The 17,964-nt window shown below is 68.8% G+C and carries 17 protein-coding genes; 5 read left to right on the top strand and 12 right to left on the bottom strand.

Features of this window, described 5'->3' with window-relative positions; all coding sequences use genetic code 11:
- The first annotated feature begins 43 nt into the window (after positions 1–43).
- From HPC46_RS19160 to HPC46_RS19140, 5 genes are all read left to right on the top strand, one after another.
- A complete protein-coding gene (locus HPC46_RS19160; protein ID WP_179472852.1) occupies positions 44–1,246 on the top strand; it encodes an MBL fold metallo-hydrolase in 1,203 nt (400 codons plus the stop codon).
- A complete protein-coding gene (locus HPC46_RS19155) occupies positions 1,243–1,992 on the top strand; it encodes an SDR family NAD(P)-dependent oxidoreductase (RefSeq protein ID WP_179472744.1) in 750 nt (249 codons plus the stop codon). Before HPC46_RS19160 ends, HPC46_RS19155 begins: the two co-directional genes overlap by 4 nt.
- Before the next feature lie 26 nt (positions 1,993–2,018).
- Positions 2,019–2,732 carry a type 1 glutamine amidotransferase gene (locus tag HPC46_RS19150; protein ID WP_179472742.1) on the top strand — a complete coding sequence of 238 codons (714 nt, stop codon included), beginning with the start codon at positions 2,019–2,021 and terminating at the stop codon, positions 2,730–2,732.
- 51 nt (positions 2,733–2,783) lie between these two features.
- Positions 2,784–3,968, top strand: a complete 1,185-nt coding sequence (locus tag HPC46_RS19145) for a serine hydrolase domain-containing protein (protein WP_407665528.1) — start codon at positions 2,784–2,786, stop codon at positions 3,966–3,968.
- A gap of 75 nt (positions 3,969–4,043) precedes the next feature.
- Complete coding sequence (locus HPC46_RS19140; RefSeq protein ID WP_233716501.1) at positions 4,044–5,876, top strand: pyruvate kinase; 1,833 nt, start codon at positions 4,044–4,046, stop codon at positions 5,874–5,876.
- Here the strand turns inward: HPC46_RS19140 and HPC46_RS19135 are convergent.
- The 12 genes from HPC46_RS19135 to ftsW form a co-directional block, all read right to left on the bottom strand.
- Complete coding sequence (locus HPC46_RS19135; RefSeq protein ID WP_179472736.1) at positions 5,873–7,225, bottom strand: TIGR01777 family oxidoreductase; 1,353 nt, start codon at positions 7,223–7,225, stop codon at positions 5,873–5,875. The genes HPC46_RS19140 and HPC46_RS19135 overlap by 4 nt on opposite strands.
- A 62-nt stretch (positions 7,226–7,287) precedes the next feature.
- On the bottom strand, positions 7,288–7,761 hold the full coding sequence (locus HPC46_RS19130; protein WP_179472734.1) for a hypothetical protein: 474 nt from the start codon (positions 7,759–7,761) through the stop codon (positions 7,288–7,290).
- 27 nt (positions 7,762–7,788) lie between these two features.
- Positions 7,789–8,607, bottom strand: coding sequence for a DivIVA-like cell division protein Wag31 (wag31, locus tag HPC46_RS19125; RefSeq protein WP_179472732.1), 819 nt, complete (start codon positions 8,605–8,607; stop codon positions 7,789–7,791).
- Between the two features lie 204 nt (positions 8,608–8,811).
- Positions 8,812–9,102, bottom strand: coding sequence for a YggT family protein (locus tag HPC46_RS19120; protein ID WP_005144500.1), 291 nt, complete (start codon positions 9,100–9,102; stop codon positions 8,812–8,814).
- Positions 9,103–9,214: 112 nt separating this feature from the next.
- On the bottom strand, positions 9,215–9,889 hold the full coding sequence (locus tag HPC46_RS19115) for a cell division protein SepF (RefSeq protein WP_005144501.1): 675 nt from the start codon (positions 9,887–9,889) through the stop codon (positions 9,215–9,217).
- A gap of 64 nt (positions 9,890–9,953) precedes the next feature.
- On the bottom strand, positions 9,954–10,700 hold the full coding sequence (locus HPC46_RS19110; protein WP_179472730.1) for a YggS family pyridoxal phosphate-dependent enzyme: 747 nt from the start codon (positions 10,698–10,700) through the stop codon (positions 9,954–9,956).
- Entirely contained in the window at positions 10,697–11,401 is a 705-nt protein-coding gene (gene pgeF / locus HPC46_RS19105; protein WP_179472728.1) for a peptidoglycan editing factor PgeF, read from the bottom strand. Before pgeF ends, HPC46_RS19110 begins: the two co-directional genes overlap by 4 nt.
- A gap of 30 nt (positions 11,402–11,431) precedes the next feature.
- Positions 11,432–12,592, bottom strand: coding sequence for a cell division protein FtsZ (gene ftsZ, locus HPC46_RS19100; RefSeq protein WP_179472726.1), 1,161 nt, complete (start codon positions 12,590–12,592; stop codon positions 11,432–11,434).
- Positions 12,593–12,777: 185 nt separating this feature from the next.
- Positions 12,778–13,737 (bottom strand): cell division protein FtsQ/DivIB, encoded by a 960-nt coding sequence (locus tag HPC46_RS19095; RefSeq protein WP_179472724.1) that lies wholly within the window; start codon positions 13,735–13,737, stop codon positions 12,778–12,780.
- Entirely contained in the window at positions 13,734–15,179 is a 1,446-nt protein-coding gene (gene murC, locus HPC46_RS19090) for a UDP-N-acetylmuramate--L-alanine ligase (RefSeq protein WP_179472722.1), read from the bottom strand. Before murC ends, HPC46_RS19095 begins: the two co-directional genes overlap by 4 nt.
- Positions 15,176–16,294 (bottom strand): undecaprenyldiphospho-muramoylpentapeptide beta-N-acetylglucosaminyltransferase, encoded by a 1,119-nt coding sequence (gene murG / locus HPC46_RS19085; RefSeq protein ID WP_179472720.1) that lies wholly within the window; start codon positions 16,292–16,294, stop codon positions 15,176–15,178. Before murG ends, murC begins: the two co-directional genes overlap by 4 nt.
- A complete protein-coding gene (gene ftsW, locus HPC46_RS19080) occupies positions 16,291–17,952 on the bottom strand; it encodes a putative lipid II flippase FtsW (RefSeq protein ID WP_179472850.1) in 1,662 nt (553 codons plus the stop codon). Before ftsW ends, murG begins: the two co-directional genes overlap by 4 nt.
- Positions 17,953–17,964: the final 12 nt, after the last annotated feature.

Here is a 17,964-nt window from a genome sequence, read left to right as displayed (position 1 = left end):
CGCCGTGCAACCCATCTACCGCAGCCGCCCCGGCGCCGACGCGATGGCACCGGCCTCGGCCGAACAGGCCGAACACGTCGCGCCGGGTATCTGGTGCTCACCGGGTCTGACCAATTCCTACCTGGTGACGACGTCGGACGGCCGCGTCGTCGTCAACACCGGCATGGGATTCGAAGGGCCCGTGCACCGGGCCGTCTTCGACGCCGTCGACTCCTCGCCGGTGCGCTACATCTTCATCACCCAGGGCCACTACGATCACGTCGGCGGCCTGGACACCCTGCGCGATGCGGATACCAAGGTTGTGGCGCAAGCCCATTGGGAGTACTGGCGCGACGACAACGAGCGGCTACTGCCTTACCGCGCCAGCCGCAGCGCCTTCGCCTTCTCCGGCCGACTGGCTGACGGCATCGCGCACATCCAGCAGCGCTTCGGCAAGAAACTCCCCGCGCAGAGCAGCGCCACCGCCGACATCGTCGTCGAAGACCGATTGTCGCTGACGGTCGGCGACCGCCGCTTCGAACTGATCGCCACCCCGGGTGGGGAAACCACCGACTCGATGGTGATCTGGCTGCCCGACGAACGAGTCTGCCTGTGCAGCAATACGTTCGGGCCGGTCTTCGGCCACATTCCGAACCTGGTCACGGTTCGCGGCGATCGCTACCGCGATGCGCTGACCGTCATCGACACCATCGAACGGGTCCGCACCCTGCAACCCGAGGTGCTGCTCACCGGGCACTTCGACCCGATTCGCGGGGCGGACCTGATCGACGCCGAGCTGACCAGGCTGCGCGATGCCGTCCGGTACCTGCACGACCAGACCGTCGCAGGCATGAACGCGGGCAAGGACGTTCGCACCCTGATGCGCGAGATCACCCTGCCCGACCATCTCGAGGTCGGCCAGGGGTACGGCAAGCTCGCCTGGGACGTCCGCGCGATCTGGGAGAACTACTCCGGCTGGTTTCACCACAGGTCGACCACCGAGCTGTACCCGGTAGGGCCGGAGGCCGTCAGCGCCGACCTCGTGGAACTGGCCGGCGCCGACGCGCTGACCGAGCGCGCCCGTGCGCATCTGAGCGACGGCCGCCCGCTGGAGGCCATCCACCTCGCCGAGCTCGTCACCCAGACCACCCCGGAGCACGCGGACGCGCGGGCAGTGCTCAAGGCCGCCCACGAACACCTGCTGGCGGGCAGCGTCAACTTCTGGGAGACCGCGTGGCTGACCAAGCAGATCGAAAGGTACACATGACCGGCCAGCTCAGCTTCGATTTCACCGGCACCAGAGCGTTGGTCACCGGGGCGACCAGCGGGATCGGGCACGCCGTCGCCGTGCTGTTCCGCGATGCCGGCGCCGACGTCATCGTCACCGGCACCAAACCCGCTGCCGCCGACTACGACAGCGACCTGTCCGGGATGACGTACCGCCAACTCGTGCTCACCGACAATGCATCCATTGACAGCCTGGCCCAGGACATCGCCGAGCTCGACGTCCTGGTGAACAACGCCGGCGCCAACTTCCCCGGCGGCCTCGACGAGTCCACCCCCGACGGGTTCGCCGCCTCCGTCGCGCTGAACCTCACCGGGCCCTACCGGCTCACCGTCGCGCTGCGCCGGGCACTGAAGACCTCCACGGCCGTCGGCGGGGCCAGCGTGGTCAACCTCGCCTCGATGTCGGCGCTGCGTGCGGTCACCATGGTGCCCGGGTACGGGGCCGCAAAATCCGGCGTCATCAACATCACCCGCAACCTGGCGGTCAAATGGGCCAGACACGGGATCCGGGTCAACGCGGTGGCGCCGGGCACCATCGAGACCGCGATGACCGCTCCGATGCACGCCGTGCCGGAGATCGTCGAAGCAGAGATCGCGCACATCCCCGCCGGGCGGATGGGCACCGTCGGCGAGGTCGCGCCCGCCATCGCGTTCCTGTGCACGGCGGGCAGCAGCTACATCAACGGCGCGGTGCTCGTCGTCGACGGCGCCTCGGACTGCGTCTAACGGGCGTCCTGCCGTACCGTGTTCAGGTGCCCCGCCAGGTCCTGTTCATCTACAACGATCCGATCGCGCCCGAGGCTTTGCTCGGCGAGACGTTCACCGAACTCGGTTTCGACGTCGACACATTCGAGGTGGTGCCGGCGAAGCGCGCGTCCGACCCGGTCGTCCACGTCACTTTCCCCGACCCGACCCGCTACGACGTGATCGTGCCGCTGGGGTCGCGGTGGTCGGTCTACGACGAAACGCTGCCATGGGTGGCCGGTGAGATCGACACCGTGCGGCGTGCGGTCGACGCGGGCGTCGGCGTGCTCGGGGTGTGCTTCGGCGGCCAGCTGGTGGCCACCGCGCTCGGCGGTTCGGTGCAGCGGTCGCTTGCCCCGGAGGTCGGCTGGCACCGGGTCAACAGCAGCGACCCCGATCTGGTGCCGGACGACGGTCCATGGTTCCAGTGGCACTTCGACCGGTTCACTCCCCCACCGGATGCCGTTGAAATCGCCCGAAATAGCTGTGCCACACAGGCTTTCATCCACGGCAGCGCGATGGGCCTGCAGTTCCACCCCGAACTCGACCACAAACTGCTGGAGCTGTGGATCGACGACGACCGCAACCGCGGCGGCGGCGATCTGGTCAAGCTCGGGCTGCGCGCCGACGACCTTCGGGCCGATACCACCACCCACGTCGATGATGCCGCGCGCCGGCTCCGGCGACTGGTGCGCGGCTTCCTGGACAAGGTCGCCGGCTAGGCCGACATGGGCCCGATCCGGTCCGGCATCGCAGCCACACTGGCCGCGATGATGGTGCTGACCGCGTGCGGGCCGCCGCACAATCCGACGACGACCACCCCCACCACCTCACCGAAGGCCGACGCGATCGCGACGATCGTGCGCGAAACCATGACGCGGGCCCATCTCAGATCGGTGCTCGTGCGGGTCACGATCGATGGCAAGGAGGTGGTGACCCGCGCCGACGGCGAATCGATGACCGGAGTTCCCGCCACCACCGCGATGCATTTCCGCAACGGGGCGGTGGCGATCTCGTACGTGGCCACCCTGCTGCTGCGGCTCGTCGACGAAAAGAAGGTCAGCCTCGACGACAAGCTCTCCCGATGGCTGCCCGACGTGCCCAACTCGGACCGGGTCACGCTGGGCCAGCTCGCACAGATGACGTCGGGCTACGTCGATTACGTGATCGGCAACGAACCGATGAACACCGCGCTCTACCGCGATCCGTTCCGGCAGTGGACAACCGACCAGCTGTTGACGTATGCCGTCGGAAAGCCCCTGCTCTACGAACCGGGCACGAACTGGAACTACGCCCACACCAACTACGTGCTGCTGGGCCTCGCGCTGGAGAAGGCGACCGGCCAGGACATGCCGACGCTGCTGAACCAGCAGGTGCTCGGGCCGCTGGGCCTGACCAACACGGCGAATTCGTTCACCCCCGATATCCCGGAGCCGGTGCTCCACGCCTTCAGCTCAGAACGCCGCCAGGCCCTTCACATCCCGGCCGGCACACCGTTCTACGAAGAGACCACGTTCTGGAATCCGTCATGGACCATCACCCACGGTGCGATCCAGACCACCGATATCTACGACCTGGCGGCGACGGCCGAAGGGATCGGCTCGGGCCGGCTGCTGTCCCGCGACTCGTATCGGGCGATGATCTCCACAGCGCTGCGCGGTAAGACCACCACACTGCCGGGCTGTACCACGTGTGCGGTCCTAAATGATTTCTACACTTACGGATTGGGCATCGTGATCTCCGGGAACTGGCTGCTGCAGAATCCGCTGTTCTCCGGGTACGCCGCCCTGGCGGCCTACCTGCCCAGCCGCCGCATCGCCATCGCCGTTGCCGTCACCTACGACCAGGACGCCTTCGACGGGCAGGGCGACTACGCCAACGAGGCCGACACGCTGTTCCGGCAGATCGGTGCAGAACTGGCCCCCGACGACGCACCGCCGGTGCGCCCCGCGAAGTAGGGCCGATTCAGCCGGCCCTTTACCCGCACCCAACCGTTCACCTACTCGCAACTTGAGATGACTAGCGTTCCCGCCATGTCCGCCGCCGCGCAACAACTGGACCGGTTACAGAGCGAAGTCGACGCTCTGCTGTCCACCCTTGCTGATGCCGAGGCCAGATGGCGGCCATGGACGGCTCCGGTCGACACCGAAAATCATTGCAGTGCAATTAATTTGGTGCACTATTGGGCGTTGCGCCAGGCCGACCTCCGCGATCTTCAGGAACGGCTGACCGGTTTCGGGCTGTCTTCGCTGGGTCGCAGTGAGGCCCACGTGCAGGCGACCCTGCAATTGGTGTCAGCCGCGATCGCAGCGATGCGCGGCCACGGCTGGGCGCCGGCCGAAGGTCCTTGCGTGGCTGTCACCCAGGGCACACAGCTGCTTCAGCGCAATGCCGTCGAACTGCTCGGCCCGACCGCCGAAGACCGGGCGGCGCGGATCATGGTCACCCTGCCTTCGGAGGCCGCCGCCGATGCCGCCCTGGTGGCCACGCTCGTCGATGCCGGGATGCGGATCGCCCGGATCAACTGCGCGCACGACGACCCGACGGCCTGGAAAGCCATGGCCGCCAACGTCCGTTCGGCCGCCGCGGCCGCCGGACGCCCCTGCCTGGTGGCGATGGACCTGAGCGGGCCCAAGCTACGCACCGGCCCATTGGAACCGGGCCCGCAGGTGGTGCGCCTGCGGCCGACCCGCAACGCGCATGGTCAGGTGGTGGCGGCCGCCCGCGGATGGCTGACATCGGCGAAACGGCCGGGCCGTCCGCCTGAACCCGGCTTGATCACTCTTCCGGTCGACCCCGAGTGGCTGGCCCGCCGCACCGAGGGTGACGAGCTCGTACTGCGCGACACCCGCGGATCGAAGCGGCGGTTGCTGCTCGCCGCGGCCGCCCCCGGGGGCTTCGTCGTCACCACCGAGAAGACGACCTATGTGGGCACCGGAACCGTGGTGAAGGCCACCGGCGGCAAAGACACCACCGAGGTCGGTGAACTGCCCGCCGTCGAGCAGGCCATCCGGCTGGCCGCCGGTGACGTCGTGCGCGTGACCCGCGACTGCTCGCCGGCCCCGGTCGACGACGACCGGGCGCCCAGGATCGGATGCACGTTGCCCGAGGTCTTCGACAACGCCGAAGTCGGTGAACGGATCTTCTTCGACGACGGCAAGATCGGCGGGGAGGTGATCGACGTGGCCGCCGACAGCATCGATGTCCGCATCGACCATCCCCCGCACGGCACGGCAAAGCTGCGCTCCGGCAAGGGGATCAACGTACCGGATACCGATCTGCCCATCTCGGCACTGACCGACAAGGACCTGGCCGATCTGGCCATGGTGGTCGAGCTGGCCGACTTCGTCCAGTTCTCGTTCGTCCGGGAACCCGCCGACGTCATCCGTCTGTTCGATGAGCTGGACCGCCTCGGCGACCACGATCTCGGCGTGGTGCTCAAAATCGAAACCCGCCAGGCCTTCGAACATCTGCCGCAGTTGTTGCTCACCGCGATGCGCCGCCGCCGGATCGGAGTGATGATCGCCCGCGGGGATCTGGCGGTGGAGACGGGCTACGAGCGGATGGCCGAGCTGCAGGAGGAGACGCTGTGGCTGTGCGAGGCGGCCCACCTGCCGGTGATCTGGGCAACCCAGGTGCTCGAACAGCTGGCCACCACCGGGCGGCCGTCACGCGCCGAAATCAGTGATGCGGCAATGGCCGAACGCGCCGAGTGCGTGATGCTCAACAAGGGGCCGTACATCGCCGACGCGGTGGTCACCCTCGACGACATCCTGGGCCGGATGGCCGGCCACGAGTACAAGAAGAGCCCGCTGCTGCGCAGCCTGCACTCGTGGCGGGGGGCTGCGCAGATCAACCCGGGCTAGGAACCGTGGCCCAATTGGTGAGCCAGAGCCTCGGAGATCGTCGGCTGGCGGAATCGGTGTCCCAGGGTCTGCAGTTTGGTGGGCAGCACGCGCTGATCGGCCTCGGCCAATTCGCGGGCACCCTGTCTGCCGAGCAGGATTCGCGGGCCGATCGACGGCACGGGTATTACCGCAGGGCGGTGCAGCGTGGCCGCCAGCGCCTCGGTATATGCGTTGTTGCGCACCGGGTTTGGCGCAACGGCATTGACCGGCCCGGTGAGCCTGTCGTCGTAGGCCGCCCGGTAATAGATGTCGAGCAGATCGTCCAGACCGATCCAGGACAGCCACTGCTGGCCGCTGCCCAGCCGGCCTCCCAGGCCTGCGCCGAACAGCGGCCGCATCAGCCGCAGGGTGCCCCCGCGGGCGGACTGCACGATGCCGGTGCGCACGCACACGGTGCGGACCCCGGCGCGGGCCGCCGGTTCGGTGGCCGCCTCCCAGTCGGAGACCACATCAGCCAGGAAACCGTCGCCGCGGGCACTGTCCTCGCACAGGACCGCGTCCCCGCGGTCGTACCCGTAGATCCCGACCGCCGAGGCACTGACGAACGCGCGCAACCCGGCCGTCGCGGCGGCCACTTCGGCCAGCCGCCGGGTCGGTCCGATCCGTGAGTCGCGGATCGCGCGGCGATGGGCCTCGGTGAACCGCCCGGCGATCGAAGCGCCCGCCAGATGAATGACGGCATCGATCCCCTCGAACAGGTCGGCAGCGGGATGGCTTGGATCCCAACGTCGTTCATCGGGCCGGACGGGATCGTTGCGGACCAGCCGGATCACCCGGTGCCCACCGGTGCTCAGCAGGGCGGTCAGCGCGGTTCCGACCAGTCCGGACGAGCCGGTGATCGCCACGGCCAGCCCACTGGCACCCGCCTGCGCGGCGTCCCGGTGAGCAGCGAGATCGTCGGCGAGCTGGCGATGCCGGTAGACGAAGGTCGCGCGCAGTGCCGCACCGGGCACCGTGGTGTCGACCTCGTCGCGCACTTCCGTCGCACCCGGACCCGCTTCGCTGAATCGGTGGGTGTGCCGCCACCACCCGATGATCCGCGGCGGCAGGGTCATCAGGCCGTCCGAGGACAGCACGTCGACGAACTGATGCGGCGGGTCGAAGCCGGCCGGATCGTGCCGCGCGATCCACCGCAGCCCGCCAGGCAGGCCGAGGACCGCGCGGCCGTCGGCCAGTGATTCGGTCTCGGTGACGACATGCATCGGTTGCCACGGCGGAATCAGCCGCCGCATGGCACCGGGTCGGGTGTGCCAGGCGAACACCTCGTCGATGGGATGGTCGATGACGCTGGCGAATTGGATGCCCATGCTGCTCCTTTACCCGTACGGGCAGAAACTGAATATGGGCCCCAACCCGGTGAAGAGCGCAATCAGCGTGAGCCGGACTCGTCCGGTTTCTCCTCTTCGGGCCCTGATTCGGCCTCGGGTTCGGGATCGGCTTCGGGTTCGGGCTCGGGTTCGGCCTCGGACTCCGCTTCGGCAGGCTCCTCGGCCTGTTCCTCGGCCTGTTCCGCGGCGACCGCCTCGTCATCGGGATAGTCGGCGTCGAACGTCGAATACGTGGAGTCGACCGTCTCGTCGGTGTCGGCATAGGCGGTGGTCTCGGCCGTGGCCGAGGACTCCATGGATTCGGCGATGTTTTGGCTGGCCACCGCCGCCGTCACGGGCTCGGCGTCATCGACGCGGCGATGCTGCCGTTCCCGGATCGCGTCGACGATCAGCAGGATGACGCCGATCACGCTGGCCGCAATGCACACCCACGCCACGAGCTCATTGCTGGTGACGACGGCCGTGACCAGGGCCGCGAGGCCGATCACCGCCAGTACCAGCGCAACGATCAGCATCGATCAACCCTCCAGTCCGACAGGAGCTTAGTTATTGCCCCGGTTGAACTGGTTGAACCCGCCGGCGTCGTTGTTGGCACCGGAATCGACCGGCGCGGCCGAACCGCGCTGCCCGAGCTCTTCGAGCTGAGACTCCAGGTAGGTCTTGAGCCGCGTGCGGTATTCACGCTCGAACGTCCGCAGCTGCTCCAGCCGTCCCTCGAGGACAGTGCGCTGCTGGTTGATGGTGCCCATGATCTCGGTGTGCTTGCGCTCGGCATCGGCCTGCAGGGCGTCGGCCTTCTCCTGCGCCTGCCGCAGCTGGGTCTCCGACCGGGTCTGCGCATCGCTGAGCATGGCGTCCGCGCGCTGCTTGGCGTCGGCGACCGTGGTCTCCGCGGTGTGGCGGGCCTCCGAAACGATCTGGTCGGCATTGGCGCGGGCATCGGCGAGCAGCTTGTCAGCCTCGGCCTTAGCGGTGCCGGTCAACCGGTCGGCGGTGTCCTGGGCCAGGGCCAGCACGCGAGCCGCCTTGATGGCCTGCTCCTCGCTGGCAGCCGGGCTCGGCGCCGGGGCCGCCTGCGGGGCGGGAGCGGGAGCCGGTGTGGGCTCCGGTTCCGGCTCGGGCTTGTACAGCGGAATCGCCTGGGTGGGCTGCGGCACGGCGCCCCCGGAGCGGGCGGCACCCAGCTCCTGGTCGAGCTCGGCGACCCGCTGACGCAGATCGGAGTTCTCCTCGATGAGTCGGGTCAGCTCGTTCTCCACCAGATCGAGGAAGGCGTCGACCTCGTCCTCGTTGTAGCCTCGCTTGCCGATGGGCGGCTTGCTGAATGCCACATTGTGCACGTCGGCCGGTGTAAGCGGCATCATCTGCCCCCTCGGGTCTGGGCGGTCAAACCGGTTGCAAAGTTGTAGAACGCGTCCAGCGTTCGTTCCGTACTGTAACTGGCGTCCATCCTGTCACACCAGAACCGCCGGTTGCCTAATTAAGAGCTAATTTCAATTTTTCAGATACCGCTTCCACGGCGTGGCTAATCGCATTTCGCGGCCTCCTGGGGTAGCTTGCCGCTCTCATGCCGCCGCGCCGAATGCCAGCTGCATCCCGATGAAGGCGACCAGCAGCAGCACCATGATCGACAGGTCAAACCGGACGGCGCCGATCGTCAACTGTGGGATAAGCCGACGTAACAGCTTCACCGGTGGGTCGGTGACGGTCATGATCAGCTCGAGGATCACCACGGTGAGCCCACGCGGATGCCAATCTCGGCTGAACGAGCGGATGAACTCGACGACGACCCGGGCGATCAGCAGCAGCCAGAAGACGAACAGCGCGAAGCCAAGGATTTCGAAGAACAGCGACAACTAGAGCCGGCCCTTAATCAACAGCGGATGTGACATTGACGACATCGCTGGATTGCGCCAGCGCGACGCCGTCAGCCTACCTACTACTCCGGAACAGGAGCCGTCAGGCCGCTCACTGGTAGCTGTAGAAGCCCGCCTCCGCGATCCGCCGACGCTCCTCGGCGCTGACGTCGACGTCGGCCGGCGAGAGCAGGAACACCTTGGTGGCCACCTTGTCGAAGGACCCACGCAGGGCGAATGCCAGACCGGCGGCGAAGTCGACCAGCCGCTTGGCGTCGGCGTTGTCCATCGAGACGAGGTCCATGATCACGGGCTGGCCGTCGCGGAAGCGCTCACCGATCGTGCGGGCCTCGCTGTAGTCCTTGGGCCGCAGCGTGGTGATCTTCGACAACGGGCTGCCGGCCTCGAAGAGCTCGGCCATCCGGCGCGGGTCCATCGCCAGTGCGCCGCGGGTCGAGCCGCGCAGCGAGCCGAAGCGGGACGCCCGCGGCATGTCGTGCGGGTGGTCGAACTCGCGCGGGCGGAACCGCGGCTCGTCACCGTACTGGGCACGGAAGCCACCCGTCGGCGCGTAGTCGGCCTCGCGCGGGTCCCGGAGATCCTCGTACTCACGAGCCAGCCGCGGGTCGTCGTAGCGGCCCGGACGGTCGTACTCGTCATCGGCGAAGCGCTCGCGGCGGGAGTAGCCGCGATGAGCGCCGCGGTCATCGTCGTCGTAGTACTCGTCGTCGTAATCGTCCGAAGGCGCCATGCCGAAGTAGGCCTTGACCTTGTGGAGAGTGCTCATCGCTGGACCCTTCTGAATGCGTGAAGTTCGGTGTCTGTGATGAAGATGTGACTGGAGTGACTACTCAGGGAGACGTTAGAGGACGTTGTCCCATAAGCGCGGTTCCGACACGCACACACGTCGAACCGTGTCGCACCGCGGCTTCCAGGTCACCGGACATCCCCGCCGACAGCTCTGTCGCATCGGGGTGGTTCTGCAATATCCGCCGGTGCTCGGCGGCCAGCGCCGCGAACGCGGTGTCGGGGTCGGCGCCCAGCGGCGGGATGGCCATCAACCCGGCCAGCCGCAACGCCGCGGCGCCGGCCACCTGCGCGCACAGGGTGTCTACCGCCGCGGGATCGCCGACGTCGACGCCGCCGCGCGAGGTGTCCCCGTCGAGGCTGATCTGGACGAACACCTGCACGGGTGCGGTGCGGCTGCCTTCTTCCATGGCGCGCGCAGCACCGCGATCCAGTGCGGCGGCCACCTTGGCGGTGCTGAGCGAGTGCACCCTATCCGCCCATGCCGCAACGGCTTTGGCCTTATTGCTCTGAATCTGGCCGACCATGTCCCAGCGCACGTCCGAGGCGCCGGTGAGCTCGCCGAACTCCGCGATCTTGGCCGAGGCCTCCTGCTCGCGGGATTCGCCGAAGGCCCGGCAGCCCAGCCGCCACAGGATCGCGACGTCGGAGGCGGGGAAGAACTTGGTGATGGGCAGTAGCTCGACGTCGTCGACGTCGCGGTCGGCGGCCCGGGCGGCGTCCGAAAGCCGGTCCCGCAACGCGGCCAGGGCGGTCGCGAGATCGGTTTCCCTGCCTGCCGCGACCGTCATTCCATCCAGACCAGACAGGCCAGCCGACCGGTCGGGGCATCCCGTCGATGGCTGAACAAATTCGTGTCGGCCACCGTGCACCGCGGGTCGGCGTCGATGGCGCGCACACCGGCGTCGATCAGTTGGCGGGCGATGCCTGCCCGCAGATCCAACCCCGGCGTGCCCTTCGCGGTCCGGGTGCGGCTGCCGGGCAGGCGGCCTTCGACCTCCGCGGCCATCTCGGCGGGCACCTCATAGTTGGCGCCACTGACGGCCGGGCCCAGCAGGACCGAGATGTCGTGCGTGTGCGCGCCGTTGGCCACCATGGTCTCCAGGGTCCGCAGCACCACGCCGTCGGCGGCCCCCACCCGACCGGCATGCACGGCCGCCACCACGCCGGCGCGGGCGTCGGCCATCAGCACCGGCACACAATCGGCGGTCACCACCGCCAGGGCCAGCCGCGGGGTGGTGGTCACCAGGGCGTCGGTGTCGTCGACGGCGTCGGTGCGGGGTTCGTCGACGAGCGCGACGTTGGCGCTGTGCACCTGGTTCATCCAGATCACGTGGTCGTCGGCGAGACCGATCGCGGCGGCCAGTCGGGCGCGATTGGCCGCAACCGCCTTCGGGTCGTCGCCGACGTGGTCACCGAGATTGAAGGTGTCGAACGGCGGCGCCGAGACGCCACCGGCGCGGGTGGTGGTCACGCGGCGGATGACTGTCACAAGCCCAGTATCCCGGCAGTGCGGGGAACGTCAGTGCCGCATGAACGGCGGCACGTCGACGTCGTCGTCGGAGATACCGCCGTCGTCGCCGCCACCGATGCTCACCGTCGCGCCGTTGGTGTGCGCCGGCACGCTGGCGGCGTCGATCGGGTCGAACAGCGAGGAGCTGAGCTTGCCCGCCGCACCGGGTGCGATGGGCTGGGCGCCGGTGGTCGGCGCCCCGACGACGGGCTTGCGGCTCGGGCTGGCCGAGTCGAAGCCGGCGGCGATGACGGTGACCCGGACCTCGTCACCGAGCGAGTCGTCGATGACCGTGCCGAAGATGATGTTGGCGTCCTGATGTGCGGCGTCCTGCACCAGCGAAGCGGCCTCGTTGATCTCGAACAGACCGAGGTCGCTGCCGCCGGCCACCGAGAGCAGTACTCCCTGGGCGCCTTCCATCGAGGCCTCGAGCAGCGGCGAGTTGATGGCGATCTCGGCGGCCTTGAGCGCACGGCCGTCACCACGGGCCGAACCGATGCCCATCAGGGCCGTGCCCGCGCCGCTCATCACGCCCTTGACGTCGGCGAAGTCGACGTTGATCAGGCCCGGGGTGGTGATCAGGTCGGTGATCCCCTGCACGCCGTTGAGCAGCACCTCGTCTGCGCTGCGGAAGGCGTCCATCAACGAGACCTGGGCGTCGCCCATCTGCAGCAGCCGGTCGTTGGGGATGACGATCAGGGTGTCGCAGCTCTCCCGCAGCGACTGGATCCCGGCCTCGGCCTGGTTCGAGCGGCGCTTGCCCTCGAAGGAGAACGGCCGGGTGACCACACCGACGGTCAGGGCGCCGAGCTTACGGGCGATGGTCGCCACCACCGGTGCACCGCCGGTGCCGGTGCCGCCGCCCTCACCGGCGGTGACGAACACCATGTCGGCGCCGCGAAGCAGCTCCTCGATCTCGTCCTTGGCGTCCTCGGCCGCCTTTCGGCCGACCTCCGGGTCGGCGCCGGCGCCCAGACCACGGGTGGAGTCGCGGCCGACGTCGAGTTTCACGTCGGCGTCGCTCATCAACAGCGCCTGGGCGTCGGTGTTGATCGCGATGAACTCCACACCCTTGAGTCCCTGCTCGATCATTCGGTTGACGGCGTTGACGCCGCCGCCGCCGATGCCAACGACCTTGATAACGGCGAGGTAGTTATGCGGGGGGGTCATCGTCTGTCTTCCTCCCAGGTGGGGATCGGGTCTCTACGACTCTTCCGGCAAACCCTAAACCTCAACCAGAGACTTAGAGTTATGTCAAGTAGCGCCGTGCAACCAGAACGGTATGGCCGGTCGGTGCTGGATGTGGGAGGCGCGCCGACGTGTCGTCGGGCGAATTTGTCGCGGGCGCCCGAGCCTCACTTGACGGTCGGCAGGTCCGGGCTGGAGACGTCGTAGACCTTGCCCGGCTGAGTCAGTAGCGCGGCCAGCTTCTCGGCCTTCTCCTCGGTGCGGTCGGTGGTCCCCCACACCACCGTGCGGCCGTCGGTCAGCGTCAGCGTCACCGACGCCACCGACGGCGCGGCCACCCGGCTGACCTGAGCCACCACCTCCGGGCGCAGCGCCGTCATCACCTCGAGCGCGGCCCGGGTCGGCGGATCGCTCGGACCGGGGTGGTCGACGTCGATGTAGGGCAGCCCGGGCGGCGGCGGCGCGGTCGCGAAATCCACCCCGTCGCGGTCGAACAGGTGCGGGCCGTCGGGATAGTCCTTCACCACGATCGGGATCCGCTCGACGATCGTGATCCGCAGCGTCGACGGATACTCCCGCTGCACACGCGCGCTGGCGACCCGCCGGATACCGGCCACCCGGTCGGCCACGTGGTCGGTATTGATCTGCAGCAGCGGGGTGCCGATTTTGACCTTCGCCGCGTCGATGACCTCGTCCCGGGTGATCGCACCGATGCCGGTGATCACCAGCGAACGCGCCGACATGACCGGGGTGAAATAGAGGATCAGACCCAGCGCAACGCTGACGATCGTGAGCACGATCAGCCAGGTGAGCAGCTTCAGACCGCGAACTGCGCTGCGGCCCAACGCTTTCGGGGCATCGACGGTCTGGCCGCGAACCTTTCGCTTGGCCTCGCGGCGGGCATCTTCGATCGCGGTGGCGCGGGCCTGCGCGGCGCGGCGCTCGGCGCGCTCGCGGCGCTCCCGCATGCGGGGGCCCTCTTTGTCCTTCTCGTCGAGGTCCTTCTCGTCGAGCTCGACGTTCGGCACGCCGTCACTCGCACTTTCGCTGCCATCTGTCGGTTTGGGCAGGATTGGCGGGTCCTCGGGGGGCGCCTCCGGCGGCCCCCCGGCCTCATCCTCGCTCATCGATTCGCCTTGGCATGCAACGCCGCCAGGATCTCCTGGCCGAGCATCGTCACATCGCCGGCACCCATGGTGACCACGACGTCGCCCGGCCGGGCCGCGGCGGCCACCTGCGCAGCCACCGCCGAGAAGTCAGGAATGTAGTGGACCGGCACACTGACATGCTCGGCCACCGATGCCCCGCTGACTCCGGCCATCGGCTGCTCGCGCGCGGCGTACACGTCGAGCACGAACACCTCGTCGGCGATACCCAGGGCATGACCGAACTCACGCGCGAAAGTCTTTGTCCGCGAATACAAATGCGGCTGGAACACGACGATGCTGCGCGCCCCCGTCTTGGTCGGGTGACCGGTGCGATCCTGTTGCGCGATCGCCCGCAGCGCGGTCAGCGCGGCTTTGACTTCGGTCGGGTGATGAGCGTAGTCGTCGAAGACCCGCACCTCGGCGGCCGTGCCGACCAGCTCGAACCGCCGCCGCACCCCCTCGAAGCCGGCCAGCCCGTCGAGCACTTCGTCGACGGGGGCGCCACCCTCGACAGCGGCCAGCAGCGCGGCCAGCGCGTTGAGCGCCATGTGCTTACCCGGCACCGCCAGCCGCATCACCCGCTGGTGTGCCTCGCCGGCCAGCTGGACGGTGGCCACCGCGCCGGTGCCGTGCTGTTCCCAGCCGACCAGCGCACCGGCCAACTCACCGCCCTCGCCCTCGCCATAACGCAGCACCCGAACCCCAAGGGCCGCGCTGCGTTCCGCGAGCGCGGCCGCGCCAGGATCGTCCACACACGCCACCAGCGCGCCGCCGGGCGACAGCCGCTCGACGAACGCGTCGAACACCGCACTGTATGCCTCGGCACTGCCGAAGAAATCCAGATGATCGGCCTCGATATTGGTCACCACCGCCACGTCGGGGGTGTATTCCAGCAGCGAGCCGTCGCTCTCGTCAGCCTCGGCGACGAAGCAGTCACCACTTCCGTTGTGCGCGTTGGTGCCCGCCTCCCCCAGATCGCCGCCGACGGCGAACGACGGATCCAGCCCGGCGTGCTGCAACGCGACGATGAGCATCGAGGTCGTCGTGGTCTTGCCGTGCGTGCCGGTCACCATCAGGGTGCGATAGCCCGCCATCAGCTTGGCCAGCACCACCGGCCGCAGGATCACCGGGATCGCGCGCCTGCGAGCCTCGACCAGCTCGGGGTTGGTCTTCGGGATCGCGGCGTGGGTGGTGATCACCGCGGTCGCACCGCCGGGCAGCAGGTCCAGGTTGGCCGCGTCGTGGCCGATGCTGATCGCCGCGCCCCGCGCGCGCAATGCCACCACCCCGCGGGACTCCTTGGCGTCGGAACCCGACACCAGGCCGCCACGGTCGAGCAGGATCCGGGCGATCCCGGACATCCCGGCGCCGCCGATGCCGACCATGTGCACCCGCTGCAGTTCGGGTGGCAGCGCGTTCATCGCCGGCCCTTTCTGGCGACCTCGAGGGCCACCTCGGCGACCCGCTGTGCCGCGTCGCGATGGCCGACCAGTGCGGCGGCGGCCGTCATCGCCTGCAGCCGCCGGCCGTCGGTGAGCAGGCCGGCCACCTCGCGAGCAACGTATTCGCGGTTCAGTGCGGAGTCCTCGACCAGCAGTCCACCGCCGGGGTTGACCACCGGCAGCGCGTTGAGCCGTTGCTCGCCGTTGCCGATCGGCAGCGGCACGTAGACCGCGGGCAGTCCGACGGCGGACACCTCGGCCACCGTCATCGCCCCCGACCGGCAGATCGCCAGGTCGGCGGCGGCGTAGGCCAGGTCCATCCGGTCCAGGTAGGGGACCCCCACGTACGGCGGGTCACCGGGTTTGGGCGCAGGCAGGTCGAGGGTGTTCTTGGGGCCGTGGGCGTGCAACACCGAAATACCCGCGGCGGCAAGGTCTTCGGCGGCAGCCGCCACGGCGCGGTTGATCGAGGCCGCACCCTGCGAACCGCCGAACACCAGCAGCACCAGGGCGTCGTCGGCGAAGCCGAAATACTCGCGGGCCTTGGCCCGCAATGCGACGCGATCCAGGGACGTGATCGACGCCCGCACCGGCATGCCGACCACCTCGGCACGCCGCAGTCCCGAATCGGACACCGCCGAAAGCACTCGCCGGGCCGTGCGTGCGCCGACCCGATTGGCCAGCCCGGCACTGGCATTGGCCTCGTGGACGACGACCGGCACCCGGCGCCGGTGCACCGGCCCGCCGCGGGCGGCCAGATAGGCCGGCAGTGCCACGTAGCCGCCGAAGCCGATCACCACGTCGGCGTCGACGCCGTCGAGCACGGCCCGGGTTTCGCGCACCGCGCGGCGCACCCGCATGGGCAGGCGCACGAGGTCCCCATTGAGCTTGCGCGGCAGTGGCACGGGCGTGATGAGCTCCAGGTCGTAGCCCCGGTCAGGCACCAGCCGGGTCTCCAGTCCACGCGGGGTGCCCAGCGCAGTGATCCGGATGTCCGCGTCCAGCGCCCTCAACGCATCGGCAACCGCCATGGCCGGTTCGACATGTCCGGCGGTGCCTCCACCGGCAAGGACGACCGACACCGAACCACTCACCCGTAACGTTGACCTTCCAAAGCGCGGGACCGCCGTGCGCGACTGCTTCCCTCATGCGGATGCTGCGCGCTGTTGCGCGGAGCGTCACCATGATGCCCTGAGCGCCGGGTGGGTCGCTGGGCCGTCCGGGTTTTGGCAGGTAGAGCGGCACGGTCGCGGGTGGATTGGGTTTGTCGGGCCGGTTTCTTGGCGGGCTTCCGGGCGGCCGGCTTGGCGGGTTTGACGGCCTTAGCGGACTTCTCCCCCGGCTTGGCCCGCAGCCGGTCACGCAGCGCCTCCACCCGGGACGGCACGTAGGCCTCGGGCAGCGGCAGTCGCAGGATCCGGTTCATCCGGTCTTCGCGGCCGGCGCGCAGCGCGGCCACCGCCTCGGGTTCGTGACGGGCCGCGTTGGCCATCAGTCCGATCATGAATAGTGTTGTGGCCGTTGATGTTCCGCCAGCCGAGATCAAAGGGAGCTGGATGCCGGTGACGGGCAGCAGGCCGATGACATAGCCGACGTTGATGAAGACCTGGCCGATGACCCACATGGTGGCGGCGGCGGTCAGCAGCCGCAGGAACGGGTCGGCCGAGCGCCGGGCGATCCGCATCCCGGTATAGGCGAACAGCCCGAACAGCGCCAGCAGTCCGAACGCGCCGACGAAGCCGAGTTCCTCGCCGATGATCGCGAAGATGAAGTCGTTGTGCGCGTTGGGCAGATAGTTCCATTTCGCGGTGCCCTGGCCCAGCCCGTCGCCGAAGACACCGCCGTTGGCCAGCGCGAACTTGGCCTGGCGGGCCTGATACCCCGACCCCTGCGCGTCAGCGGAAGGGTCCAGCCACGACCGCACCCGGTCGGAGCGGTAGCCCTCCGAGATCGCCAGCACGGCGGCCGCGCCGACCGCGGCCAGCAGGGAGCTGACGAACACCTTCAGTGGCAGGCCCGCGTACCAGAGCAGGGCCAGCAGGATGATGCCCAGCGACACCGTCTGCCCGAGGTCGGGCTGGGCGACTATCAGCACCAGCGCGACGACCGCGGCGGGAATCAACGGGATCAGCATCTCGCGCAGCGACGCCCGCTCCATGCGCCGGGTGGCCAGGATGTGCGCGCCCCAGATGGCGAAGGCGATCTTCGTCAGCTCGGAGGGTTGCATGGACAGCCCGGCGACGACGAACCAGCCTCGGGTGCCGTTGGATTCGTGGCCGATACCGGGGATCAGCACCAGCACCAGCAGCACGATCGTGACGGCGAATGCGGAGAACGCCGTGTTGCGCAGGAAACTGACCCGGACCCGCAGCGCGATCCAGAATCCGACCAGACCAACAACGGTCCACAGCACCTGGCGGGCGAAGATCGCCCAGGGTGAGCCGTCCTCGTCGTAGGAATGCACCCCCGACGCGGACAGCACCATGGTCAGACCGAGCGTGACCAGTAGCGCGGACACCGAGATGATCAGGTGGAACGACGTCATCGGCCGCCCGAGCCAGGCACCGAACTTGCGCGGAACCGCGAACCGGGATTTCGCGGTTGCCTCGGGGGCCGCGACGGGTTCGGTGGCGACTTCGGTATCGGCCGCGACGTCGATGCCCTCGTCGGCGACGTCGGCGTCGGCCGCCTCGGCTGAGTCTGCGGTATCCGGGGTGTCCGCCGTGCCGCGTCGCCGCAGCCGGGACAGCATCTTGGCCACGGC

This window comes from Mycolicibacterium vinylchloridicum (assembly GCF_013404075.1).
GTDB classification, from domain to species: domain Bacteria; phylum Actinomycetota; class Actinomycetes; order Mycobacteriales; family Mycobacteriaceae; genus Mycobacterium; species Mycobacterium vinylchloridicum.
The sequence above is the reverse complement of the archived record's forward strand: the minus strand, read 5'-3'. Positions and strand labels throughout refer to the sequence as shown.

Coding starts and splice junctions, on each gene's coding strand:
- HPC46_RS19155 (WP_179472744.1), top strand. CDS start 1,243: ATGACCGGCCAGCTCAGCTTCGATTTCACCGGCACCAGAGCGTTGGTC.
- HPC46_RS19130 (WP_179472734.1), bottom strand. CDS start 7,761: ATGCTGATCGTTGCGCTGGTACTGGCGGTGATCGGCCTCGCGGCCCTG.
- HPC46_RS19160 (WP_179472852.1), top strand. CDS start 44: ATGGCACCGGCCTCGGCCGAACAGGCCGAACACGTCGCGCCGGGTATC.
- murC (WP_179472722.1), bottom strand. CDS start 15,179: ATGAACGCGCTGCCACCCGAACTGCAGCGGGTGCACATGGTCGGCATC.
- HPC46_RS19135 (WP_179472736.1), bottom strand. CDS start 7,225: ATGGGCATCCAATTCGCCAGCGTCATCGACCATCCCATCGACGAGGTG.
- HPC46_RS19095 (WP_179472724.1), bottom strand. CDS start 13,737: ATGAGCGAGGATGAGGCCGGGGGGCCGCCGGAGGCGCCCCCCGAGGAC.
- HPC46_RS19145 (WP_407665528.1), top strand. CDS start 2,784: ATGGTGCTGACCGCGTGCGGGCCGCCGCACAATCCGACGACGACCACC.
- ftsZ (WP_179472726.1), bottom strand. CDS start 12,592: ATGACCCCCCCGCATAACTACCTCGCCGTTATCAAGGTCGTTGGCATC.
- HPC46_RS19115 (WP_005144501.1), bottom strand. CDS start 9,889: ATGAGCACTCTCCACAAGGTCAAGGCCTACTTCGGCATGGCGCCTTCG.
- wag31 (WP_179472732.1), bottom strand. CDS start 8,607: ATGCCGCTTACACCGGCCGACGTGCACAATGTGGCATTCAGCAAGCCG.
- ftsW (WP_179472850.1), bottom strand. CDS start 17,952: ATGCTGTCCCGGCTGCGGCGACGCGGCACGGCGGACACCCCGGATACC.
- HPC46_RS19140 (WP_233716501.1), top strand. CDS start 4,044: ATGTCCGCCGCCGCGCAACAACTGGACCGGTTACAGAGCGAAGTCGAC.
- HPC46_RS19110 (WP_179472730.1), bottom strand. CDS start 10,700: ATGACGGTCGCGGCAGGCAGGGAAACCGATCTCGCGACCGCCCTGGCC.